The organism is uncultured Kluyvera sp. (genome assembly GCF_902485085.1).
Lineage (GTDB): Bacteria > Pseudomonadota > Gammaproteobacteria > Enterobacterales > Enterobacteriaceae > Kluyvera > Kluyvera ascorbata.
Genome location: NZ_CABTJS010000028.1, coordinates 62,643 through 86,689, shown reverse-complemented (window position 1 = coordinate 86,689; position 24,047 = coordinate 62,643). Strand labels below are relative to the sequence as shown.

Here is a 24,047-nt window from a genome sequence, read left to right as displayed (position 1 = left end):
CTTCCAGCGTTTCAGAGCCTGCCAATGAGTTATCAGGTCTTAGCCCGAAAATGGCGCCCACAAACCTTTGCTGACGTCGTCGGCCAGGAACATGTGCTGACCGCACTGGCGAACGGCTTATCGTTAGGGCGCATTCATCACGCATACCTTTTTTCCGGCACCCGTGGTGTGGGGAAAACCTCTATCGCCCGTTTGCTGGCGAAGGGGCTTAACTGCGAAACCGGCATTACCGCCACGCCGTGCGGCGTGTGTGATAACTGCCGCGAAATCGAGCAGGGGCGTTTTGTCGATCTAATTGAGATCGATGCCGCCTCGCGAACCAAAGTCGAAGATACCCGTGACCTGCTGGATAACGTCCAGTACGCGCCCGCCCGCGGCCGCTTTAAGGTCTATCTTATCGACGAAGTGCACATGCTCTCCCGTCACAGCTTTAACGCCTTGTTAAAAACGCTGGAGGAGCCGCCTGCGCACGTCAAATTCCTGCTGGCGACCACCGATCCGCAAAAGCTGCCGGTCACTATTTTGTCTCGCTGCCTGCAGTTCCACCTGAAGGCGCTGGACGTTGAGCAGATTCGTCATCAGCTTGAGCATATCCTTAATGAAGAGCATATCGCCCATGAGCCTCGTGCCCTGCAGCTGCTGGCGCGCGCGGCGGATGGTAGCCTGCGTGACGCATTAAGCCTTACCGATCAGGCGATTGCCAGCGGTGAAGGCCAGCTCACCACCGCGTCGGTCAGCGAGATGCTCGGCACGTTGGACGACGATCAGGCGCTGTCGCTGATTGAAGCGCTGGTGGCCGCCAACGGCGAGCGGACGATGGAGCTGGTCAACGATGCTGCACTGCGCGGCGTTGACTGGGAAGCGTTACTGATTGAGATGCAAAGCCTGCTACACCGGATTGCGATGGTGCAGCTGTCGCCTGCGGCGCTTGGCAGCGATATGGCCGCCGTTGAACAGCGGATGCGCAACCTCGCACGTACCGTGCCGCCAACTGACGTTCAGCTGTACTACCAGACGATGCTGATTGGCCGCAAAGAGCTGCCGTATGCACCCGATCGTCGTATGGGCATCGAAATGACGCTGCTGCGCGCGCTGGCGTTCCATCCGAATGCGCCGCTGCCGGAGCCGGAAAGGCCCCAGCAGACGTTTGCGCCGGCCAATGCGCCAATGATGCAACAGCAGCAACCGCAACAGCAGCCGATGCCCGCTTCGGCACCGATTACCCCGCCGCCTGCTGCGCCGTTACCGGATTCCACCAATCAGGTGCTGGCCGCGCGTCGTCAATTGCAGCAGAGCAATCCGGGAGTAAACACCCCAAAAAAGAGTGAACCGGCAGCCGCTTCCCGCGCGCGGCCGGTGAACAGTGCTGCGCTGGAAAGACTGGCCTCGGTAACCGAACGCGTTCAGGCGCGCCCGGAGCCGTCGGCGTTAACCAAGCCGGCAGCGAAAAAAGAGGCTTATCGCTGGAAAGCGACCACGCCTGCTGAAGAAGTGAAAAAAGAAGAAATCGCCACGCCGAAAGCGCTGAAGAAAGCGCTGGAGCATGAGAAAACGCCTGAACTGGCGGCCAAGCTGGCGGCGGAATCTTTAGAACGTGACCCGTGGGCGGCAGAGGTGAGCCAGATGGCGTTACCGAAGCTCGTCGAGCAGGTGGCGCTCAACGCGTGGAAAGAACAAAACGGTAACGCCGTGTGCCTGCATCTGCGTCCTACGCAGCGGCATCTCAATTCGCCCGGCGCGAAGCAAAAGCTGACCGAAGCGCTGAGCACTTTATACGGCGCGCCTGTTGAATTGACCATCGTGGAAGATGATAATCCGGCGGTGCGTACGCCGCTGGAGTGGCGACAGGCAATCTATGAAGAGAAGCTCGCGCAGGCGCGCGAGTCGATTATCGCGGATAATAACATTCAGACGCTGCGCCGATTCTTCGACGCGGACCTGGATGAAGAGAGCATCCGCCCCATTTGACCGCAAGCGCTGCTTACGGTCGTTATTGTTTAACGTGACCTACTGAGAGAGAAGCCTATGTTTGGTGGTAAAGGCGGTCTGGGTAACCTGATGAAACAGGCCCAGCAGATGCAAGACAAAATGCAGAAAATGCAGGAAGAAATCGCCCAGCTGGAAGTAACCGGCGAATCTGGCGCAGGTCTGGTCAAAGTGACCATCAACGGCGCGCACAACTGCCGTCGCGTTGAAATCGACCCAAGCCTGCTGGAAGACGACAAAGAGATGCTGGAAGATCTGGTTGCTGCGGCGTTCAACGATGCGGCGCGCCGTATTGATGAAACCCAGAAAGAAAAAATGGCCTCTGTATCCTCCGGTATGCAGCTGCCACCAGGCTTCAAGATGCCGTTCTGATGCAAACCAGTCCGCTGTTAACTCAGCTGATGGAAGCGTTGCGCTGTCTGCCGGGCGTTGGCCCGAAGTCGGCGCAGCGCATGGCGTTTACCCTGCTGCAGCGTGACCGCAGCGGCGGGATGCGTCTGGCGCAGGCCTTAACCCGCGCAATGTCGGAAATCGGTCACTGTGCCGATTGCCGCACCTTCACCGAGCAGGAGGTGTGCAACATCTGCTCGAACCCGCGTCGCCAGGAAAACGGTCAAATCTGCGTGGTGGAGAGTCCTGCGGACATCTACGCCATTGAGCAGACCGGGCAGTTCTCCGGCCGCTACTTCGTGCTGATGGGGCACCTGTCGCCGTTAGACGGCATCGGCCCGGACGATATCGGACTTGACCGCCTTGAGCAGCGTCTGGAAACGGAGCAGCTTACGGAAATTATTCTCGCCACCAACCCAACGGTGGAAGGGGAAGCCACGGCCAACTATATCGCCGAGCTTTGCGCGCAATATGGCGTTGAAGCCAGCCGCATCGCCCACGGCGTGCCGGTAGGCGGTGAGCTGGAAATGGTCGACGGCACCACGCTGTCGCACTCGCTGGCCGGTCGCCATAAGATTCGTTTTTAATCAATCGAGAGCAGGATTTTCTGCTCTCGCTTGAAATCCGCTACACCCATCCCCATTTTCCTCTCATCGCTTTTTTTACCTTGTAATCAGCATTGAGGTATTTTGCAATGAAAGGACAAGAAACCCGTGGCTTCCAGTCAGAAGTTAAACAGCTTCTGCATCTGATGATCCATTCTCTGTATTCCAATAAAGAAATCTTCCTGCGTGAGCTTATCTCTAACGCTTCAGATGCCGCCGACAAGCTGCGTTTCCGCGCGCTGTCTAACCCGGATCTGTATGAGGGTGACGGCGAACTGCGCGTGCGCGTCTCCTTCGATAAAGATAAGCGTACGTTGACCATTGCCGATAACGGCGTGGGCATGAACCGCGACGAAGTGATTGACCACCTGGGGACTATCGCAAAATCCGGCACCAAAGCTTTCCTCGAGTCCATGGGCTCTGACCAGGCGAAAGACAGCCAGCTTATCGGCCAGTTCGGCGTCGGTTTCTACTCGGCGTTTATCGTCGCGGATAAAGTCACCGTGCGCACCCGTGCGGCGGGCGACAAGCCGGAAAACGGCGTGTTCTGGGAGTCTGCCGGTGAAGGTGAATACACCGTAGCGGACATCACCAAAGAAGACCGCGGTACCGAAATTACCCTGCATCTGCGTGAAGACGAAAGCGAGTTCCTCGACGACTGGCGCGTGCGTTCCGTTATCAGCAAATATTCCGACCATATCGCGCTGCCGGTAGAGATCGAAAAACAGGAAGAGAAAGACGGCGAGACCGTGGTTTCCTGGGAGAAGATCAACAAGGCGCAGGCGCTGTGGACGCGTAACAAAGCCGAGCTGAACGACGACGAATACAAAGAGTTCTACAAACATATCGCCCACGACTTTACCGACCCGCTGACCTGGAGCCACAACCGTGTGGAAGGTAAGCAGGAGTACACCAGCCTGCTGTACATCCCGTCGCAGGCGCCGTGGGATATGTGGAACCGTGATCATAAGCACGGCCTGAAGCTGTACGTGCAGCGCGTCTTCATCATGGACGATGCCGAGCAGTTCATGCCGAACTATCTGCGCTTTGTGCGCGGCCTGATAGATTCCAACGATCTGCCGCTGAACGTCTCCCGTGAAATTCTGCAGGACAGCACCGTCACCCGTAACCTGCGTAACGCCCTGACCAAGCGCGTGCTGCAGATGCTGGATAAGCTGGCGAAAGACGATGCTGAGAAATATCAGACCTTCTGGAAACAGTTCGGTCTGGTGCTGAAAGAAGGCCCGGCAGAAGACAACGGCAACCAGGAAGCGATTGCCAAGCTGCTGCGCTTTGCTTCGACTCATACCGACTCTTCTGAGCAGACCGTGTCGCTGGCCGACTACGTGTCCCGCATGAAGGAAGGGCAGGAGAAGATCTACTACATCACCGCCGACAGCTATGCTGCGGCGAAGAGCAGCCCGCACCTCGAGCTGCTGCGTAAGAAAGGCATCGAAGTGCTGCTGCTTTCCGATCGCATCGATGAGTGGATGATGAATTACCTGACCGAATTCGACGGTAAGCCATTCCAGTCCGTTGCCAAAGCCGACGAGTCTATCGACAAGCTGGCGGATGAAGTGGACGAGAGCGCGAAAGAAGCGGAAAAAGCGCTGACGCCATTCATTGAACGCGTAAAAACCCTGCTGGGCGACCGCGTGAAAGAAGTGCGTCTGACTCACCGTCTGACCGACACTCCGGCCATCGTGACGACTGATGCGGATGAAATGAGCACCCAGATGGCGAAACTGTTCGCTGCTGCGGGCCAGGCCGCGCCGGAAGTGAAATACATCTTTGAACTGAACCCGGATCACGTGCTGGTGAAACGCACTGCGGATACCCAGGATGAAGGGCAGTTTAAAGAGTGGGTTGAGCTGCTGCTTGACCAGGCGCTGTTTGCAGAGCGCGGTACGCTGGAAGATCCTAACCAGTTTATCCGCCGCATGAACCAGCTGCTGGTGTCATAAGTCTGATGTACCCGCCCGTAGTTGAGGTTATCCCCAACTGCGGGCGGGGCTATTACCGCTAGAGTTAACTTATTTTAATATCATCCAAATCGATATCCTCTTCTTCGCAATCGTTATTTTCAATAACCTCGCGAGGGACATCTTTCTTAATTGCAGCATAAATCGTCCCCGTCACCAGTATATTGACGAGCAACGCCATCACACCCGCCATCGGATGTGACATGGTTGGAATCATCAACACCCCACCGAAAGGTACCGTTGCATCAGCACCATATACCATAGTGACTGCGCCACCGCAGGCCCCGCCGATTGCAGCAGCAGCAATGCCGCGAATAATATCGTTCATGACGATAGGGATAGAACCTTCTACAATATTCACGACGCCCATCGGCACCGCTGATTTTAAGGTTTCGATCTCTTCGTCATTATAGATATTTTTACGTAGTAGTTTGGCTATGAAATAAGCAAGACCAAAGCCGATTGGCGTTGCGGTATTGACTAACTGAAGCGCCGTAATGGGTTCATTGATTCCCTGTGCCTGAAGCGTCAAAACGAAGGCGAAGCACGTTTTATTGAGCGGTCCACCGAAATCCACAATACATAACGCCCCAATCACCGCACCTAAAATTAAGTTAGATGACGTCCCCATACTTCTAAGGAAAGATGTTAATGCATCGGTGAAAATACCAATAGGCGTGCCGATGATATACACCATGATCAGGCAGCTGATAATGGATGCGAAAAAGGGAACGATTAATGTCGGCATTAAACCACGAGCCCAGGCTGGAACCTTGACGTTTTTAATGATGGCGAGCGCAATATATCCCGAAATGTAGCCGCCAATCATACCGCCGATGAAGCCCGCGCTAATCGCATTCGCCGCCAGACCGACGACAAAACCAGGTGCAATACCGGGTTTGCCAGCGATTGAGCCGGAAATACCGATAGCAATAACGACAGGCAACAGTCCAAGAGCTTTCGCACCGAGCGTCGCCAGGACCTGCCATAAATCAAAATGTCCTGGGACTAGCGTATCCTGAACCGTACCGCCAAGCGCCATACCGATAGCAATAATAAAGCCAGCACCACAGACAATAGGGATCAGGTACGAGATTGCGGTAAGCAGGTGGCCTTTCGGGTTCGCTGCTTTCCAGATTTCTTTGATATTCATAAATCACACCCTTTATTGATATGGGATGAGCAAAGATGAAATGTTATGAATTCACTATTTCACTGAGCTTTTCGATAAGTTTGTTTGGTGATTTCACTGCCGTTTCTGTGGCGACTTTAACGACTCTTTTGCCGGCAAAGCGTTCTTCTCCCGACACTTTCACATCGGCGGCTAACAGAACAATATCGGCCTGCGCAATCTCAGCATCGGTTAATGCGTTTTCGATACCAATCGTACCCTGCGTTTCAATTTTGACATTATGCCCCGCTTTTTTAGCGGCGATTTCAATTTTCTTCTGAGCAATATAAGTATGTGCAATACCGACGGTGCAGGCAGTAACCCCAACAATATTCATGGTTCTTCTCCATAGTGTTTTAATCGCAACAAATTTGCCGTAAACGGCAAGGGTAATGACTAACGTTAATTAAGCGTCAATGCCTTCAGCATTGAAAATATCGATGACTTTTTGAGGATCGTTAACCTTCAGCAATTGTGCGACGATATCTTCATCCGCCAGTGAACCCGAAACTTGAGAGAGTAAGCGGATATGGGTGGCATTTTGATCCACCAGGGTCACCGCGAATAAAATCACGCAGCGCACGTCGCTGTCATCCATGGTTTCCCAAGGGATCCCGTGCTGGGTGCGGCCAATGGCCAGGGCGGTATGGGCTACGCCCGAAGACTTGCCATGTGGGATCGCAATATGGTTTTCAAACCCAGTGGAGCCCTGTGCCTCACGAAGCCAGACGTCGCGAAGAAAATCATCTTTATGAGTAATGGCACCATCTTGAACCAATAAATCCGTTAATTCTTCAACGGCTTCTTCTTTGGTTTTCGCCGTCATATTTAATTTGATGTTTTTAACATTAAGTACAGTTGAGATGTCCATCATTTACCTTCGTTATCAGAGCATGAAATTTGAATAACAGAGTACACACCTCAGTTATGGCGTAATCGCTCTGTTATTAGATTTAAATAATCTGCATTTGAGAAATTGAAATAACGCTTATATCTATAATTAAAGCGTTATGCGGTAACCGTTTCCCGATAGAAAATATCGATCATCTTATCCCATGCCTGGCTGACATCCGCGTGTAAAGAAAATAGGCCCGATGTACCAACGATAAACACGTCGACACCAGATTCAGCAATCTGCCCAAACGTTTTCTCATTACATGAACCATCAATTTCGGTCAGGTAGTGGTAACCGTGCTTTTCACGCATATTGATGAGTTTTTTTATTTTGTTAAGCGACTCCGGTATAAATTTTTGGCCTGCATAACCCGGGTCAACCGACATGACGGTCACTTTATCCAGTAAATGTGCATATTCTGCAATGCTCTCCGCCGGTGTTGCCGGGTTAAGGACCACGCCGCATCTTTTACCCGCATCCTTGATCTGGTTAAGCAGACGGAAAATTTTGTTATTCGCCGTTTCTGGATGGAAGCTAATAATGTCGGCTCCGGCATCGAGGCACATGGGAATGATATCCTCTGGATGATTCACCATCAGATGAACGTCGATAGGAACCGTGGTGATTTTTTTCAGGTTCTCAATGAAAAAAGGCGAGAGCGTGATATTGCGGACGTAGTTTCCATCCATAATATCAACATGATAAAAATCCGCCTTGCTGTTCATTGCCGTGATTTGCTCTTTGAACAGCGTCAAATCCATACACATCAATGAGGGTGAAAATTTAGCGCCCATAAACCACCTCCGATACAAAATAGTTAGTTAAAAATGGCCATGATGTGGCCCAGAATAATGCCTACTACGCCGAAGTCCGCGTCGCCAAACGTGGTGGCGTCCAACCCCATATCACCCATCATTGGCAAAAGAATGGCAGGGAGGAATGAAATCAGCAGGCCATGGGCAAACGCCCCGATAACGGCGCCGCGACGCCCACCGGTAATGTTGCCGTAAACCCCAGCCGTTGCCCCGCAGAAGAAGTGCGGTGCCAGCCCCGGCACGATAACGCTCAAACCGAACAGTGGGCAGAGGAACATACTGACCAGCCCAGCAACAAAGCTTGAGAGGAACCCGACGATGACGGCATTAGGTGCAAACGGGAAGACGGTTGGGCAGTCGAGCGCTGGTTTCGCGTCTTTCACTAATTTGTCCGCAATCCCCTTAAACGCTGGGACTATCTCTGCAATGACCATGCGTACGCCTGCCAGGATGATATAAACACCAGCAGCAAAGGTGAGGGACTGAATAATGGCAAAGATAATGTAGTTTTGGCCCGAGCTCAGCGTCGTCTCGACAAAGGGTTTACCCGCCACACTCACTAATACCAGGAAAAGAATCATCATGATGAGCGAGATGGATACCGAGGAGTCACGAAGAAAGTTCAGAGACTGAGGTACCTTAATTTCTTCAATGGAAGGGCTTCCCTTGCCGACCACTTTGCCAACCAGTGCAGAAACTAAATAACCGGTGGAGCCAAAATGCCCCAGGGCAAGATCGTCAGTATGCGTAATTTTGCGGGTGAACGGTTGCAAAATGGCCGGGGAAATGACCATCATCGCCCCCAGAATGAGCGCGCCGATAGCGACAACCAAGAATCCTGATAACCCGCCTACGGATAAAATAACGGCCAGCATGGCGGCCATGTAGAGGGTGTGATGCCCCGTCAGAAAGATGTATTTTAATGGCGTGAAACGAGCAAGAACGATATTGAAAAGCATCCCTAAAACCATAATCATGGCCGTTGCTGTACCATAATTTTTCTGCGCCAGGGCTGCCATAGCATCGGTATTCGGCACGACGCCCTGGATATGAAACGAATGTTCAAATAGCTGGCTAAAGATGGTTAACGTATAGGCGACAATACCAGCGCCAGCCGTTAAAATAACAAAACCCATTATTGTTTTGAGTGTGCCAGAAATAACGTCTGATACCGATTTTTTTTGCAATAACAGGCCAGCCAGTGAAAATAACCCGACCAGAATTGCCGGTGTTCCTAGTACATCGTAAATAATAAACTGAAGCATAATAAACTCCACGAATCATATAAGAGTTGATTGGTTTTATTTCTGACTTTTCTTTGGTTTATCGTTGCCCAGTAAATTACTTAACCGTACATTATTAATGGCGGCTGAATATTTGTTTAATATGATTCTCACCAGAAAGACTCTGCAAAAAAAGAGCAGCGTATCTCCGGTTTTTTCATTGAATCGATAATATTTATTTCATCGCTGTTAATCTGTTTCTATGCATGCGTTCTCCTGAGGCTTCAATAGGGTGAACTATAAACAGCCAAATAAAATACAACTGTGATCGATCTCGCAGAGTTAGCGCTAACAAATAAAAATGTTAAAAATTGAGTTACCGCTAACTAACCCGCAACAGGCGGATACCTACGAAGGGCCTGGATGAATCAATACGAGAAGACGTTTGGACTGCCCTGGACGAGAAGAGCAGGGATGAGGACATGAAATCGCACCGTGCGTAAAATATCTGACCATTAACCGTTTCAGCCGACCCACCTTCCTTGAGCCAGTGCCGTTCTGGTGGTATCTTTTAGCGCTTTTTAAAAAATATCGACAACCTTTAAGGGGATTTTCGCAATGCGTATCATTCTGCTTGGCGCACCGGGCGCGGGTAAAGGAACTCAGGCACAGTTCATCATGGAGAAATATGGCATTCCGCAAATTTCCACCGGTGATATGCTGCGCGCGGCTGTAAAGTCCGGCAGCGAGCTGGGCAAACAGGCTAAAGACATCATGGACGCAGGCAAACTGGTCACTGATGAACTGGTTATCGCGCTGGTTAAAGAGCGTATCTCTCAGGAAGACTGCCGTAACGGCTTCCTGCTGGATGGCTTCCCACGCACTATCCCGCAGGCAGACGCCATGAAAGAAGCGGGCATCAACGTTGACTACGTTCTGGAATTTGACGTTCCTGACGAACTGATCGTTGACCGTATCATTGGTCGTCGCGTACACGCGGCATCTGGCCGTGTTTACCACATCAAATTCAACCCACCTAAGGTTGAAGGCAAAGATGACGTGACCGGCGAAGATCTGACCACCCGTAAAGACGATCAGGAAGAAACCGTGCGTAAGCGCCTGGTGGAATATCATCAGATGACCGCTCCGCTGATCGGTTACTACTCCAAAGAAGCGCAGGCGGGTAACACCAAGTACGCCAAAGTTGACGGCACCAAAGCCGTAGCTGACGTACGCGCTGAACTGGCGAAGATCCTCGGTTAATCTCGTCCTTCCGGCACCGAGCGTGCCGGATGGCGGCGTGAACGCCTTGTCTGGCCTACATTATACCGTAGGCCGGATAATCGCGGTGCCATCAGGCAAATTCTCCCTCTACCTCTCGCAGCAATTAGTTTTTCTTCCTCACTTTTCCGCTACAATTATCAACAATTTGAATCGATAAGAGGCGGTAATGCATCATAGTAAACCTGGTATTCTGCTGGTAAACCTCGGCACCCCCGATGCTCCAACGCCTGAAGCGATTAAACGCTATCTGACCCAGTTTTTAAGCGATACGCGCGTCGTCGATACGCCTCGTCTGCTGTGGTGGCCGCTGTTGCGCGGCGTCATTCTGCCGATTCGTGCGCCGCGGGTCGCCAAACTCTATCAATCCGTATGGATGGAAGAGGGCTCACCGTTGATGGTGTATAGCCGCCGCCAGCAGCGCGCGCTTGCCGCCCGTCTGCCTGATATCCCGGTAGTACTGGGGATGAGCTACGGTACGCCGTCGCTGCAAAGCGGTGTCGATGAACTGCTGGCGCAGGGCGTTGACCATCTCATTGTGCTGCCGCTGTATCCGCAATATTCTTGCTCGACGGTGGCGGCGGTGTGGGACGAACTGGCGCGAATTCTGGCAACCAAACGGGCAATCCCGAGCGTTTCGTTTATTCGCGACTACGCTACCGATCATGGCTATATTCAAGCGCTGGCCGCCAGCGCCCGCGCGTCGTTTGCCCGTCACGGCGAACCGGACGTGCTGCTGCTCTCCTATCATGGTATTCCGCAACGTTTCGCCAATGAAGGTGACGACTACCCTCAGCGCTGTCGCGATACCACCCGCGAGCTGGTCTCCGCGCTTGGCATCTCACCGGATAAGGTGATGATGACCTTCCAGTCGCGCTTTGGCCGCGAACCGTGGCTGACGCCTTACACCGATGAGACGCTGAAAATGCTCGGGGAGAAGGGCGTGAAGCACATTCAGGTGATGTGCCCGGGCTTCTCTGCCGACTGTCTGGAAACGCTGGAAGAAATTGCGGTGCAGAACCGTGAGGTGTTCATCGAAGCCGGTGGGCAGCAGTATGAATACATTCCGGCGTTGAATGACGACGAGGCGCATATCTCCATGATGGTGAATCTGACCGCGCGGTATACCTGATCGCAAGCAGGCGGAGGAGTGTGCTACTATTCCCCGCCTGTTAACAGCCATTCCAGAAATCACCATGAAATTTCCCGGTAAACGCAAATCCAAACACTATTTTCCGGTGGACGCTCGCGATCCGCTGCTGAAACAGATTCAACCTGAAAGTGAAACCAGTGCCTCCTGGGTTGTCGGTATCGACCAGACGCTGGTTGATATTGAGGCCAAAGTCGATGATGCGTTTATTGCGCGCTATGGCCTGAGCGCCGGGCATTCGCTGGTGATTGAAGATGATGTGGCGGAAGCATTGTATCAGGAGCTGGTACGCGAAAACCTGATCACCCATCAGTTTGCCGGTGGCACCATCGGCAATACTATGCACAACTACTCGGTACTGGCGGATGACCGCTCGGTGCTGCTGGGCGTGATGTGCAGCAACATCGAAATCGGTGGCTACGCCTATCGCTACCTGTGCAACACCTCAAGCCGTACCGACCTCAACTACCTGCAAGGTGTCGATGGCCCCATTGGCCGCTGCTTTACCCTTATCAGCGATTCCGGCGAACGTACCTTCGCCATCAGCCCGGGCCATATGAACAAGCTGCGCGCGGAAAGCGTGCCCGAGTCGGTGATTGCCGGTGCTTCTGCGCTGGTGCTGACATCGTATCTGGTGCGCTGTAAGCCGGGCGAACGGATGCCTGAGGCGACCATGCAGGCTATCGCCTATGCGAAGAAATATGACGTGCCGGTGGTGCTGACGCTGGGAACGAAATTCGTGATCGCCGAGAGCCCGGAGTGGTGGCAGAGCTTTATCAAAGAGCACGTGTCGATTCTGGCGATGAACGAAGAAGAGGCGGAAGCGCTGACTGGTTTAGGCGATCCGCTTCAGGCGTCTGATAAAGCGCTGGATTGGGTGGATCTGGTGCTGTGTACCGCCGGACCAACCGGGCTGTATATGGCTGGCTTTACCGAAAATGAAGCTAAACGCAAAACGCAGCACCCGCTGTTGCCGGGGGCGATTGCCGAATTTAACCAGTACGAATTCAGCCGCGCGGTGCGCTTTAAAGATTGTCAGGAACCGCTGCGCATTTACTCGCACATCGCGCCGTTTATGGGCGGCCCTGAGAAGATCATGAACACCAACGGCGCGGGCGATGGCGCGCTGGCCGCGCTGCTGCACGACATTACGGCGAATGCGTATCATCGTTCGAACGTGCCAAACTCCAGCAAGCACCAGCATAACTGGCTGACCTACTCGTCGCTGGCGCAGGTGTGTAAGTATGCAAACCGGGTAAGCTATCAGGTACTGAACCAGCACTCACCGCGCCTGACGCGCGGTCTGCCGGAGAAAGAAGATAGCCTCGAAGAGGCGTACTGGGAACGGTAAGATTATTATTCAGGCCTACGCAAACGTGTAGGCCTGATAAGCGTAGCGCCATCAGGCAATATCGGCGCACATTGCCGGATGGCGGCTTCGCCTTATCCGGCCTACGATAGAGCGACGATTATTATCCGCTAACCGCCTCACTCAACGGCGGGTCGCTCAACAACCCCAGCATCGTTTTAGCAATTTCACGCTCACCCATCACCACTTCATTGGCTCCACGCTCGCTGATATACGCCACTTCATCGTCGTAGTGCGCACGGGCGATAATCTCAAGATCCGGGCATTTCTCACGGGCGCTGGCGACAATCTCTCCGGCTTCGTAGCCGTTTGGAATGGTCAGCAGCAGCCAGCGCGCGCAGTCCAGATGCGCCAGGTTCATAATCTCTTCATTGGCAGCATTGCCCAGCACCGCACGAATGCCGCGTTCGCGCAGTTCGTCGACGCGGGTACGCGATGTTTCAATCACCACCAGTGGAATGCCCTGCGCCATCAGCTTCTCGCCCAGCAGGCTGCCAACGCGGCCGTAGCCGACCAGCAGCGCGTGGTTACAGATATCCACCGGGATTTGCTTCTCGTCTTCCAGCGCCTCTTCCAGCGTCTGTTCCTCAAGGGTTTCCGTTCTCTCGAGGTATTTTTCGAGCACTGAGAACAGCACTGGGTTGAGCATAATGGAGAGGATAGCGCCAGCGAGCACCAGATTCTGCCCGGATTGCGGCAGCAGCCCCAGCGCCATGCCAAGACCGGCAAGGATAAAGGCGAATTCACCAATCTGCGCCAGGCTGGTGGCGATGGTCAGCGCCGTGCGCTGCGAGTGGCCAAACAGGCGCACCAGGCCGAAGGCTGCCAGCGATTTACCGAAGATAATGATGGCAAGCGTTGCCAGCACGGCCAGTGGCTGTTCAATGAGGATCAGCGGGTCAAACAGCATCCCGACGGAGACAAAGAACAGCACTGCGAACGCATCGCGCAGCGGCAGCGTATCGTGGGCAGCACGATGGCTCAGCTCAGACTCGTTCAGCACCATCCCGGCGAAGAACGCGCCCAGGGCGAAGGAGACATCGAACAGCTCAACCGCGCCGAAGGCAATCCCCAGCGCCAGCGCCAGTACCGAGAGGGTAAACAGTTCACGAGAGCCGGTGGCGGCGCTGCGGGAAAGGATCCACGGCACCAGACGGCGGCCAACCAGCATCATAATGGCGATAAACGCCACTACTTTGCCGATGGTGATTGCCATATCGACAGCCAGTGAGGCAAACCCGATATTCTCTTTTTCCATCATCCCGGCGACGGCTGGCAGCAGGACCAGCGTCAGCACCATCACCAGATCTTCAACAATTAGCCAGCCAATGGCGATTTGCCCGCGCTGACTATCGATAAGCTGTCGTTCCTCCAACGCGCGCAGCAGCACCACGGTACTGGCGGTGGAGAGACATAGACCAAAGACGATACCGGTCATGATTGACCAGCCTAAGAAGGTGGAGAGCAGCATGCCGAGCAACGTCGCGACGGCTATCTGCGCAATCGCCCCGGGGATGGCTATCGACTTTACCGCCATCAGATCCTTGAGCGAGAAATGGAGACCCACGCCAAACATCAGCAGAATAACGCCTAATTCCGCCAGTTCAGGGGCCAGTTTGGTATCAGCGACAAATCCTGGAGTAAACGGTCCGGCCAGTACGCCCGCTAACAAATATCCTACCAGTGGAGAGATTCTTAACTTATTGGCAATCATGCCAAGAAAAAAAGCGAGCACAAGGCCACCAACAATGGTGGTGATTAGCGGTGTGGCGTGATGCATTCCGTCTCCTTTCGTCGTGATGCGTGGTCCCATTTTTGGAGCAGAATGCCGAAACAGCCTGAAAACCAAAAAACCTCGTAATAGTTTATGACAATTTCGGTCATTTTGTTTGTGAATAATTCTTGAATTTAACTAAAAAACTGATTTTTTAGGAGTAGATGGCACAAAAGAGAAAATGGAATACGTAAAGACAGAGAGGACGTGTGCTTGCGGGGAGGAAGACGGCAGCCAAAATAAAGGTTTGGCTGCCTGAAAATCAGTGTTTTTGACGGTTATCAGGTAGGAATATGGTCAACATCCCAATAAGCGGCAGGAAAGCACATATTTTATAAACCAGGTCGATACTGGTGTGGTCCGCAATCAGCCCGAGAACCGCGGCACCAAGGCCACCCATCCCAAAGGCGAAACCGAAGAACAGCCCAGAAACCATACCGATACGCCCCGGTAAGAGCTCTTGTGCGTACACCAGAATAGCGGAAAACGCCGACGCGAGGATAAATCCAATGATCACCGTCAGAATACCCGTCCACCAGAGCGTTGCGTAGGGTAAAAGGAGAGTGAACGGTGCAACGCCAAGGATAGAGCCCCAAATAACATATTTACGCCCAATCTTATCGCCCACAGGCCCGCCAATTACGGTCCCCGCGGCAACCGCAAACAGGAAGGCAAAGAGGTGAATCTGGGCATTTTGTACCGATAACCCGAATTTTTGCATCAGATAAAAGGTGTAGTAGCTGCTAATACTCGCCATATAGAAGTATTTCGAGAAAATCAGCATCAGCAAGATGAAAACGGCGAGCACAACTTTGTTTTTCGGCAGCGGGTTAACGATAACCGCTTTCGGTTTGCCTTTCGCTAAACGATGCTGAGCAGCATACCAGCGGCTAACCTGCGCCAGCACGACAATCGCCAGCAGCGCAGCCAGTACGAACCAGGCCACGTTACCTTTGCCGTATGGGGCGATGATTACCGCCGCCAGCAATGGCCCCAGCGAGCTGCCGAAGTTGCCGCCCACCTGGAAGATGGACTGCGCCAGCCCGTGGCGTCCGCCGGAGGCCATGCGGGCCACGCGGGAAGACTCCGGGTGGAATACCGAAGAGCCAGTACCGACGAGTGCGGCGGCCAGCAGTACGGTGCCAAAGCTACCCGCGAGCGCAAGCAGTACCAGGCCGCTGAGGGTAAAGCACATACCCACCGGCAGTGACCACGGCATCGAGCGTTTATCGGTAATGTAACCGATGACCGGCTGGAACAGTGATGAGGTAAGCTGGAAGGTCAGGGTTATCATCCCAATCTGCACGAAGCTTAGCGAAAACTCCGCCTGCAACAGCGGATAAATCGCCAGGATCAACGACTGAATCATATCGTTGAGCAGATGGGAGAGGCTGATCGCTCCGAGAATACCAAATGAAGTACGACCCTTTTGCGAAGACGCAGATGGGCCAGGCCGCGTAGGGCTGGTTTCAGAAATTGCCATAGATTCCACTTGTAATTTGTAGTGCGATGTTGGGGGAAAACGCTTTAATAATAATTATCAGACTAAGATACCTGCCTACGACGTTTGAAGGAAGTCTCATTTCTGAAAACAAATTAGACTAATATTTCAGAGCATTGTAATTTCGCGGTTGTTATTCACTCAGGGAGAGAAACATGCAATTTGTTAAACGGGGCGTGGCGCTGGCGATGCTGGCAGCACTGTCTTTGGTCAGCTTACCTTCGCAGGCCTATCAGCAGGATAAAACCTACAAAATCACCATCCTGCATACTAACGATCATCACGGTCACTTCTGGCGTAGTGAATATGGTGAATATGGTCTGGCGGCGCAAAAAACGCTGGTGGACGGTATTCGTAAAGAGGTGGCGGCAGAAGGCGGTAGCGTACTGCTGCTCTCCGGCGGCGACATTAACACCGGGGTGCCGGAGTCTGACCTTCAGGATGCCGAGCCTGATTTCCGCGGCATGAACCTCGTGGGCTATGACGCGATGGCCGTGGGAAACCACGAATTTGATAACCCGATGAGCGTGCTGCGCCAGCAGGAAAAATGGGCAAAATTCCCGTTCCTCTCCGCCAACATTTATCAGAAAAGCACCGGCGAGCGCCTGTTTAAACCCTGGGCGATTTTCAAACGTCAGGATCTCAAAATTGCCGTTATTGGTCTAACCACCGATGACACCGCTAAAATTGGCAACCCGGAATATTTCACCGATATCGAATTCCGCAAACCGGCGGAAGAAGCGAAACTGGTGATTCAGGAACTCCAGCAAAAAGAGAAGCCGGACCTGATTCTGGCGGCGACCCATATGGGGCATTACGACAATGGCGAGCACGGTTCCAACGCGCCGGGTGATGTCGAAATGGCGCGCAGCCTGCCTGCGGGCGCGCTGGCGATGATTGTGGGTGGTCACTCACAGGACCCGGTTTGCATGGCGTCGGAGAATAAAAAGCAGGTCGACTACGTACCGGGTACCCCGTGTGCGCCAGACAAACAAAACGGCATCTGGATTGTGCAGGCACATGAGTGGGGTAAATATGTTGGCCGCGCTGACTTTGAGTTCCGCAACGGCGAGCTGAAGCTGGTGCACTATCAGCTGATCCCTGTGAACCTGAAGAAAAAGGTGACCTACGATAACGGCCAGAGTGAGCGCGTACTTTACACGCCACAAATCCCGGAAAACCCGCAGATGCTCTCGCTGTTGACGCCGTTCCAGAGCAAAGGTAAAGCACAGTTAGAGGTGAAAGTGGGCAGCGTGAACGGGCATCTCGAAGGTGACCGCAGCAAAGTTCGCTTTGTGCAAACCAATATGGGACGCCTGATTCTTGCTGCGCAAATGGCGCGCACTGGCGCTGACTTTGGCGTAATGAGCGGCGGCGGCATTCGTGATTCCATTGAAGCGGGCAATATCACCTACAAGAGCGTGCTAAAGGTGCAGCCGTTTGGCAACGTGGTGGTGTACGCCGACATGAGCGGTAAAGAGGTGACCGAGTACCTGACCGCCGTGGCGCAGATGAAGCCGGACTCCGGGGCTTACCCGCAGTTTGCTAACGTGAGTTTTGTGGCAAAAGACGGGCAGCTTCAGGACCTGAAAATCAAAGGTGAGCCGGTTGACCCTGCGAAAACCTACCGCATGGCGACCCTGAGCTTTAACGCCACCGGCGGGGATGGGTATCCGAAAATTGATAGCAAACCGGGATATGTGAATACCGGGTTTATCGATGCTGAGGTGCTCAAACAGTATATCGAGCAGAACTCACCGTTGGATGTGAATGCTTACGAACCGAAAGGGGAAGTGAGCTGGCAGTAAGGTTTGAGCCGTTCCCGGCGACGCTTCGCTTGGCCGGGCTACGTTCTATTCCCTCTCCCCTTTGGGGAGAGGGTTAGCGTGAGGGGACAACCTGCACCTATCAATCCCGGCGCGCAATATCCGCAAACGTCGCGCTAAGAATTTTCGCTAAATCGCCCGCAGCCAGTTCAATATCCAGCCCGCGTTTGCCACCGGAAACATAAATAGAGGCAAATTCCTGTGACGGCGCATCAATCACCGTTGGCAGACGCTTCTTCTGCCCCAACGGGCTTATACCACCCACCAGATAGCCGGTCACGCGCTGGGCGACCATCGGGTCGGCCATGTCGACTTTTTTTGCCCCTAGCGCCTTCGCGACCTTTTTCAAATCCAGCTGCCCGGCGACCGGTGTCACCGCGACCGCCAGCTGTTTCATATCGCCGTTCATCGCAACCAGCAGCGTTTTATATACCTGGTCGGCATTCAGCCCCAGTTTACGCACCACTTCATCGCCAAAATTAGTTTCATTTGGATCGTGATCGTAGGTGTGGATGCTGAACGGGATCTTGTTCTTTTCGAGTAGCTTAACTGCGGGAGTCATAACGTTCCTTCTTACTGCAGACGTGATATGCACTCAGCATACGCCCTAAAACGGACTAAAAAATAGTATAATCTTGCGCAATAGGTATTGGCAGTTGCGGCAACTTTGAGCGACAATCGAGAGATCCGGAGTGCGAACTCCGGGATAATAATAATGATGAAATTCCTCTTTGACGGGCCAATAGAGATATTGGCCATTTTTTTATCTCAGCATCTGCGGCAGGTTGCCTTCCCCATACAAATGGAGCGCCCCCACGGCCACCACATAACGCCCTGGCGGCAGCGCCAGCAGCGCGTCACGCCAGGCTTCATTGCGTTTTACCATCAACACATCATACAGCGACTGGCTAAAGGTATTGGGCAGCGACGCCGTGCCGTTAGACGGTGGCTGCTCTAACCACCATCCGATCATCACTTGCAGCAGCCGGGCGTTGGTGTGCCAGTGGGTCAGCGTATCGTCGAGTAACGCCATTCCCCCGTCGGGAAGGTGACAGAGCAGGGCTATCTGGCTATCGGCTCCCTCCAGTTCCTGCACCGGCAGCGACGTTTCGCGCGCCGCCTGCAGGAGCTGATAATCAATACCGTAATCCGGGCGTAGCCCCAGCTTTTGCGCCTGGGTGGCCTGCAGCACCATGGCAACCTGCCACAGTGGCTGGGTATCAAAGCGATACAGCGGCATTCCCAGTTCGTCGCTGAGTTTTTCCAACTGGCTGAACTGCGCTTCGCTGAGTCGTTCGCGAAGCGGCGGGTATTCCGGTAAATCGCTGAAAGGGGTCTCGTTACCGGAGATATCCGCTTCAACGATTAACGCATCGGCCTGACGAAGTTTTTTCAGCAGCTTAGCGGGAAGCGGCGCCATGTCGCGCATTCCCATGTGAATGCTGCCAACTAAATGCAGATAGCGACCGCCGGGGAGTATGACGTCCAGCGCGGGCCAACTGTACGGGGAACCGCGCAGCGTGTGCCACAGGCGTTGTAGTTGATTTAACAGGCTCATCCGCGCTCCCTGGAAGGAAAATCTCATGCTAGCGCGATGGGGGGAAAGGTGCAAACGCGTCCCTCCCGGTGGCGGGAGGGACGGTGGGTTACTGTTTAGGTTTGAAGCGCAGCAGGCGGTTAGCGTTACTCACAACGGTAATCGATGAGAGCGCCATCGCGGCCCCCGCAACCACCGGGTTTAGCAGCGTTCCGGTCAGCGGCCAGAGGATCCCGGCGGCAATCGGGATACCCAGCGAGTTATAGACAAATGCCCCGAGCAGGTTCTGCTTCATATTACGCAGCGTGGCGCGAGAAATCGCCAGCGCATCGGCGACCCCGACCAGGCTATGGCGCATCAGCGTAATCGCCGCGGTTTCAATCGCAACGTCGCTGCCGCCGCCCATGGCGATACCTACATCGGCCTGCGCTAACGCTGGCGCATCGTTGATACCGTCACCGACCATTGCCACTTTTTGGCCCTGCGCCTGCAAATCTTTAATCGCCTGCGCTTTACCGTCCGGTAGTACGCCAGCAATTACCTCATCAATACCCGCTTCTTTGGCAATCGCGTTGGCGGTGACGGGATTATCCCCGGTCAGCATCACCAGGCGGTAGCCTTCACGGTGCAGACGTTGCAGCGCGGCAACGCTGTCGCTGCGCAGCGGGTCACGAATGGCGAACAGCGCGGCGGCTTTGCCGTCGATTGCCAACAGCACCGGGGTTGCGCCCTGTGCTGCTTGTTGCGCCATTTCATCGTCCAGCTCGCGGGTGACGACCTGATGTTCATGCAGCAGCGCCTGGTTGCCGAGCAACAGGGCATGTCCGTCACTTTCGCCGCTAACTCCAAGCCCACGCAGGGTGCGGAAGGCATTAACCTGCGGCAGTGATTTCTCGGCGGCTTTCTCCACAATAGCGCGCGCTAATGGGTGGTTCGAGCCCTGTTCCAGCGCGGCGGCCAGACGCAGCGCGGTGGCTTCGCTCATTGCGCCCAGCGTTTTTACCGCAACGACCTGCGGTTTACCTTCGGTCAGCGTGCCGGTTTTATCAAACACCAGCGTGGTGAGCTCACTGGCGCGCTGCAATGCATCGGCATCACGTACCAGCACGCCGTACTCTGCGGCGCGGCCGACACCGGCAATAATCGACATCGGCGTTGCCAGACCCAGCGCACAAGGACAGGCGATAATCAGCACCGTCGTGGCGATAACCAGGGTGTAGACAATCTGCGGCGCCGGGCCGAAGAAGTACCAGATGGCGGCGCTGAAAATGGCAATGGCGACCACCACCGGCACGAACACGGCGGAGATTCTATCCGCTAGTTGGCCGATTTCAGGCTTACTGCTTTGTGCCTGACGCACCATCTTAATAATGCGCGACAGCGTGGTGTGGCTGCCGACAGCGCTTGCGCGGAACTGGACTGAACCATCTTCGACCACGGTACCGGCGTGAATGCTATCGCCATCGCCTTTTTGCTGCGGGATAGGCTCACCGGTCAGCATCGCTTCATCAAACCAGGCTTCGCCCTGGCTAATTTCACCGTCAACGGGGACGCGGTCGCCGGTAGCCAGGCGCAGGATCATCCCCGGCTGAACGTCGGCCAGCGGCACGGTTTTTTCACCGTCTTCCGTCACCACGCGGGCGGTTGGCGGCGTCAGGTCGAGCAGTTTTTCCAGCGCCCGGGAGGAGCGCTGACGTGCACGCGCCTCCAGCATATGCCCCAGATTTATCAGACCGATAATCATGGCGCTGGCTTCGTAATAAAGGTGGCGGGCTTCCATTGGGAACCACTGCGGCCACAGGTTGACGCTCATCGAGTAGAGCCATGCGACGCCGGTACCTAAGGCGACCAGGGTGTCCATCGTGGCGGTACGGTTCTTCAGGCTTTTCCATGCGCTGGTGTAAAAGTGACCGCCGGCAAAGACCATCACCGCCAGGGTGATTAAGCCGATGACCAGCCACAGGGAACGGTTATCGTCGGAGACCATCATGTTGTCGCCAATCATGCCCCAGACCATCACCGGGATACCGACCAGCAGGGCGACGATCGCCTGCCAGCGAAAACGCTTCATGGTCGCGAGGGCGGTTTCCTGCTGACGCTCGCGGCGCTTGAGGTCATCCTCAATCGCTTCCGCGCCGTAGCCCGCTTTTTCTACTGCCTGAACTAAATCCCCGGCGGAGGCGCTGCCCATAACCAGGGCCGTGCGCTCCGCCAGATTTACCCGTGCCTGTACGACGCCCGGTACGGCCTGCAACGCATTCTGTACCCGGGAAACGCAGCTGGCGCAGCTCATACCGTTGATCAGCAATTGTTGGCTGTCATCCAGTTCCTGTGCTGCCGGAAGCTCAGGGGTGGCCGCTGTCAGTGCTTCCGACGGGAGTGATGACTCTGCCAGCGGTTTAGCCTTTGGGTGGCTTAACTCCGCACCATAACCGGCTTGCTTAATGGTTTCGATAAGCGCGTCAGCGCTGGCGCTGCCGGTCACGTGGGCGGCTTCGATAGTCACTTCCGCATGGTCAACGTCGGGGCGTTGTTCCAGGCTCTCTTTCACGCGTTTTACGCAGTGGCCGCAGGACAGACCGTCCAGGGCTAGATCGATGGTTTGAGACATATCACTTTCCTCAATAATGGATGACCAAATTCACCTTATGGTCTACAGTTGTGAAGGTTAAACCTTCCAGCAAGGGGAAGGTCAAGGGGGAAATGTGAATATCAGTGATGTTGCCAAAAAAACCGGCTTAACCAGCAAAGCGATTCGCTTTTATGAAGAGAAGGGGCTGGTCACGCCGCCACTGCGTAGCGAAAACGGCTACCGCAGCTACACGCAGAAACACCTTGATGAGTTTACGCTACTGCGTCAGGCACGACAGGTTGGGTTTAATCTCGAAGAGTGCGGCGAACTGGTGAATTTGTTTAACGATCCAAAGCGCCACAGCGCCGATGTGAAAGCCTATACGCTGCAGAAAGTCGCGGACATCGAGCGTCATATCAACGACCTGCAGGCGATGCGCGATCAGCTGCTCTCGCTGGCAGAATCCTGCCCGGGAGATGACAGCGCCGATTGTCCGATTATTGATAATCTCTCCGGCTGCTGTCACCGTAAAACCCTGGCCTGATGGCTAGCGAGGAGGGGAGAGTCTGATTCGCAGGACGATCCCTTCCACCGCAATCACCTCGACTTTGCTGCCAGCGGGCAGATCGTCATCGGCGGCAACCGGCCATGAGCTATCGCCAACGCGCATATGGCCGCGACCGTTCACCAGCGTGCTATCCAGCGTAAAGCGCTGGCCCAGCAGCTGTTGACCGCGCTGGTTAAGCTGGCCTTCTGACGGGCGCTGACGGCTTGTCCGCTGAGTCAGCCACTTCCACCATAGCCAGGCCGCCAGCAGCGTCAGCACGGCAAACAGCGCGCCCTGCCATTCCCAACCGATCGGCAGCAGCCAGGTAATGGCGCCGGTGACCGCCGCCGCAATGCCGCTCCACAGCAGGTAGCCGCTGCCACCGAGCATTTCAGCAACCAGAAGCAACCCGCCAAGGCTTAGCCAGAAGAGATGCGGGTGCGAGAGCACCAGCGCAATCATGATGATTTCCGTTCGCTGGCGCTGTCTTTAATCAGCTCGGCGATCCCGGCGATTGAGCCCATCAGACTGCTAGCATCCAGCGGCATCATGACCACTTTGCTGTTATTGGCGGAGCCAATCTGCTGCAGCGCGTCGGTGTATTTCTGCGCCACGAAGTAGTTCACCGCCTGAATGTCACCGGCGGCAATGGCTTCAGATACCATCTTCGTTGCTGTAGCTTCAGCTTGCGCAGAACGTTCACGCGCTTCTGCCTGCAGGAACGCCGACTGACGCTCACCTTCAGCGGTAAGGATCTGCGCCTGTTTTTCACCTTCGGCTTTAACGATTTGCGCCTGGCGAATCCCTTCTGCTTCCAGAATATAGGCACGCTTAGTACGTTCCGCCTTCATCTGCGCGTTCATGGCGTCGATAAGCTCAGCCGGTGGGCGGACATCGCGAATCTCGATACGGGTGATTTTGATGCCCCACGGATTCGTTGCTTCATCAACGATATGCAGCAGACGCGTGTTGATGTTGTCACGCTGGGAGAGCATTTCGTCGAGCTCCATCGAACCGAGGACGGTACGAATGTTTGTCATCGTCAGGTTGATAATGGCCAATTCAAGATTGCTGACCTCATAGGCCGCTTTTGGGGCATCAATGACCTGAATAAAGCAAACGGCATCAATTGAGACGTTGGCGTTATCTTTGGAAATCACTTCCTGGGAAGGGATATCGAGCACCTGCTCCATCATATTGATTTTGCGGCCGATACGATCCATAAACGGCACGACCAGGCTTAAGCCCGGATGCAGGGTTTTGGTGTAGCGGCCAAAGCGTTCAACCGTCCACTGGTAGCCCTGAGGCACAACTTTGACACCCGCCGCGACAATGACCAGCGCGACGAAGATAAGAACCGGGATAAATATCAGCATAAAACCTCCTGTTTAACTGTCCGTAACCTCTTCAAGTATATCGGCTA

21 protein-coding genes and 1 other annotated feature are annotated in these 24,047 nt (G+C 54.4%); of the genes, 9 read left to right on the top strand and 12 right to left on the bottom strand.

Features of this window, described 5'->3' with window-relative positions:
* Positions 1 to 24 precede the first annotated feature (24 nt).
* The 4 genes from dnaX (at position 25) to htpG (ending at position 4,945) form a co-directional block, all read left to right on the top strand.
* On the top strand, positions 25 to 1,968 hold the full coding sequence (dnaX, locus tag RDN66_RS04770; protein ID WP_123650036.1) for a DNA polymerase III subunit gamma/tau: 1,944 nt from the start codon (positions 25 to 27) through the stop codon (positions 1,966 to 1,968).
* Positions 1,298 to 1,362: a sequence feature (DnaX frameshifting element), on the top strand. (Overlaps the previous gene by 65 nt.)
* A 57-nt stretch (positions 1,969 to 2,025) precedes the next feature.
* Complete coding sequence (locus RDN66_RS04765; RefSeq protein ID WP_035891844.1) at positions 2,026 to 2,358, top strand: YbaB/EbfC family nucleoid-associated protein; 333 nt, start codon at positions 2,026 to 2,028, stop codon at positions 2,356 to 2,358.
* The gene (recR, locus tag RDN66_RS04760) at positions 2,358 to 2,963 is read left to right on the top strand and encodes a recombination mediator RecR (RefSeq protein WP_035891842.1); all 606 of its coding nucleotides are present in this window, start codon (positions 2,358 to 2,360) and stop codon (positions 2,961 to 2,963) included. The genes RDN66_RS04765 and recR overlap by 1 nt, the downstream gene beginning before the upstream one ends.
* Before the next feature lie 107 nt (positions 2,964 to 3,070).
* On the top strand, positions 3,071 to 4,945 hold the full coding sequence (htpG, locus tag RDN66_RS04755) for a molecular chaperone HtpG (RefSeq protein ID WP_035891840.1): 1,875 nt from the start codon (positions 3,071 to 3,073) through the stop codon (positions 4,943 to 4,945).
* A gap of 64 nt (positions 4,946 to 5,009) precedes the next feature.
* Here the strand turns inward: htpG and RDN66_RS04750 are convergent, their stop codons facing one another.
* The 5 genes from RDN66_RS04750 to RDN66_RS04730 all read right to left on the bottom strand — a co-directional run bounded on the left by RDN66_RS04750 (position 5,010) and on the right by RDN66_RS04730 (position 9,109).
* A complete protein-coding gene (locus tag RDN66_RS04750) occupies positions 5,010 to 6,116 on the bottom strand; it encodes a PTS fructose transporter subunit IIC (RefSeq protein ID WP_308537591.1) in 1,107 nt (368 codons plus the stop codon).
* 43 nt (positions 6,117 to 6,159) lie between these two features.
* Complete coding sequence (locus tag RDN66_RS04745; protein ID WP_035891836.1) at positions 6,160 to 6,471, bottom strand: PTS fructose transporter subunit IIB; 312 nt, start codon at positions 6,469 to 6,471, stop codon at positions 6,160 to 6,162.
* Positions 6,472 to 6,540: 69 nt separating this feature from the next.
* Positions 6,541 to 7,005, bottom strand: coding sequence for a PTS sugar transporter subunit IIA (locus RDN66_RS04740; RefSeq protein WP_035891881.1), 465 nt, complete (start codon positions 7,003 to 7,005; stop codon positions 6,541 to 6,543).
* A gap of 137 nt (positions 7,006 to 7,142) precedes the next feature.
* Positions 7,143 to 7,823: a D-allulose 6-phosphate 3-epimerase gene (gene alsE, locus RDN66_RS04735; protein ID WP_035891834.1), complete on the bottom strand. Its 681-nt coding sequence runs from the start codon at positions 7,821 to 7,823 to the stop codon at positions 7,143 to 7,145.
* Between the two features lie 23 nt (positions 7,824 to 7,846).
* Complete coding sequence (locus RDN66_RS04730; RefSeq protein ID WP_202216303.1) at positions 7,847 to 9,109, bottom strand: PTS ascorbate transporter subunit IIC; 1,263 nt, start codon at positions 9,107 to 9,109, stop codon at positions 7,847 to 7,849.
* A 576-nt stretch (positions 9,110 to 9,685) separates the two neighbouring features.
* Here RDN66_RS04730 and adk point away from each other — a divergent pair.
* The 3 genes from adk to RDN66_RS04715 all read left to right on the top strand — a co-directional run bounded on the left by adk (position 9,686) and on the right by RDN66_RS04715 (position 12,849).
* Positions 9,686 to 10,330, top strand: coding sequence for an adenylate kinase (gene adk / locus RDN66_RS04725; RefSeq protein WP_035891831.1), 645 nt, complete (start codon positions 9,686 to 9,688; stop codon positions 10,328 to 10,330).
* Between the two features lie 187 nt (positions 10,331 to 10,517).
* The gene (gene hemH / locus RDN66_RS04720) at positions 10,518 to 11,480 is read left to right on the top strand and encodes a ferrochelatase (protein WP_248537566.1); all 963 of its coding nucleotides are present in this window, start codon (positions 10,518 to 10,520) and stop codon (positions 11,478 to 11,480) included.
* A 64-nt stretch (positions 11,481 to 11,544) separates the two neighbouring features.
* A complete protein-coding gene (locus RDN66_RS04715) occupies positions 11,545 to 12,849 on the top strand; it encodes an inosine/guanosine kinase (protein WP_202216301.1) in 1,305 nt (434 codons plus the stop codon).
* A 121-nt stretch (positions 12,850 to 12,970) separates the two neighbouring features.
* On the opposite strand, the gene ybaL is transcribed toward RDN66_RS04715, so the two are convergent.
* Both ybaL and RDN66_RS04705 read right to left on the bottom strand, forming a co-directional pair.
* The gene (ybaL, locus tag RDN66_RS04710) at positions 12,971 to 14,647 is read right to left on the bottom strand and encodes a YbaL family putative K(+) efflux transporter (protein ID WP_035891827.1); all 1,677 of its coding nucleotides are present in this window, start codon (positions 14,645 to 14,647) and stop codon (positions 12,971 to 12,973) included.
* Positions 14,648 to 14,903: 256 nt separating this feature from the next.
* A complete protein-coding gene (locus RDN66_RS04705; protein WP_035891826.1) occupies positions 14,904 to 16,124 on the bottom strand; it encodes an MFS transporter in 1,221 nt (406 codons plus the stop codon).
* A gap of 173 nt (positions 16,125 to 16,297) precedes the next feature.
* Between RDN66_RS04705 and ushA the strand changes: the two genes are divergently transcribed.
* Entirely contained in the window at positions 16,298 to 17,950 is a 1,653-nt protein-coding gene (gene ushA / locus RDN66_RS04700; RefSeq protein WP_202216299.1) for a bifunctional UDP-sugar hydrolase/5'-nucleotidase UshA, read from the top strand.
* 100 nt (positions 17,951 to 18,050) lie between these two features.
* Here ushA and ybaK read toward each other — a convergent pair whose 3' ends face one another.
* The 3 genes from ybaK to copA all read right to left on the bottom strand — a co-directional run bounded on the left by ybaK (position 18,051) and on the right by copA (position 22,116).
* Positions 18,051 to 18,530 carry a Cys-tRNA(Pro)/Cys-tRNA(Cys) deacylase YbaK gene (gene ybaK / locus RDN66_RS04695; RefSeq protein WP_202216298.1) on the bottom strand — a complete coding sequence of 160 codons (480 nt, stop codon included), beginning with the start codon at positions 18,528 to 18,530 and terminating at the stop codon, positions 18,051 to 18,053.
* 201 nt (positions 18,531 to 18,731) lie between these two features.
* Positions 18,732 to 19,526 (bottom strand): TraB/GumN family protein, encoded by a 795-nt coding sequence (locus RDN66_RS04690; RefSeq protein WP_202216297.1) that lies wholly within the window; start codon positions 19,524 to 19,526, stop codon positions 18,732 to 18,734.
* 88 nt (positions 19,527 to 19,614) lie between these two features.
* The gene (copA, locus tag RDN66_RS04685; RefSeq protein WP_248537564.1) at positions 19,615 to 22,116 is read right to left on the bottom strand and encodes a copper-exporting P-type ATPase CopA; all 2,502 of its coding nucleotides are present in this window, start codon (positions 22,114 to 22,116) and stop codon (positions 19,615 to 19,617) included.
* A 94-nt stretch (positions 22,117 to 22,210) separates the two neighbouring features.
* Between copA and cueR the strand changes: the two genes are divergently transcribed.
* On the top strand, positions 22,211 to 22,621 hold the full coding sequence (cueR, locus tag RDN66_RS04680) for a Cu(I)-responsive transcriptional regulator (protein WP_035891815.1): 411 nt from the start codon (positions 22,211 to 22,213) through the stop codon (positions 22,619 to 22,621).
* Between the two features lie 3 nt (positions 22,622 to 22,624).
* On the opposite strand, the gene RDN66_RS04675 is transcribed toward cueR, so the two are convergent.
* Both RDN66_RS04675 and RDN66_RS04670 read right to left on the bottom strand, forming a co-directional pair.
* Positions 22,625 to 23,086, bottom strand: a complete 462-nt coding sequence (locus RDN66_RS04675) for an NfeD family protein (protein ID WP_035891814.1) — start codon at positions 23,084 to 23,086, stop codon at positions 22,625 to 22,627.
* Positions 23,083 to 24,000, bottom strand: a complete 918-nt coding sequence (locus RDN66_RS04670; protein ID WP_035891812.1) for an SPFH domain-containing protein — start codon at positions 23,998 to 24,000, stop codon at positions 23,083 to 23,085. Before RDN66_RS04670 ends, RDN66_RS04675 begins: the two co-directional genes overlap by 4 nt.
* Positions 24,001 to 24,047 lie beyond the last annotated feature (47 nt).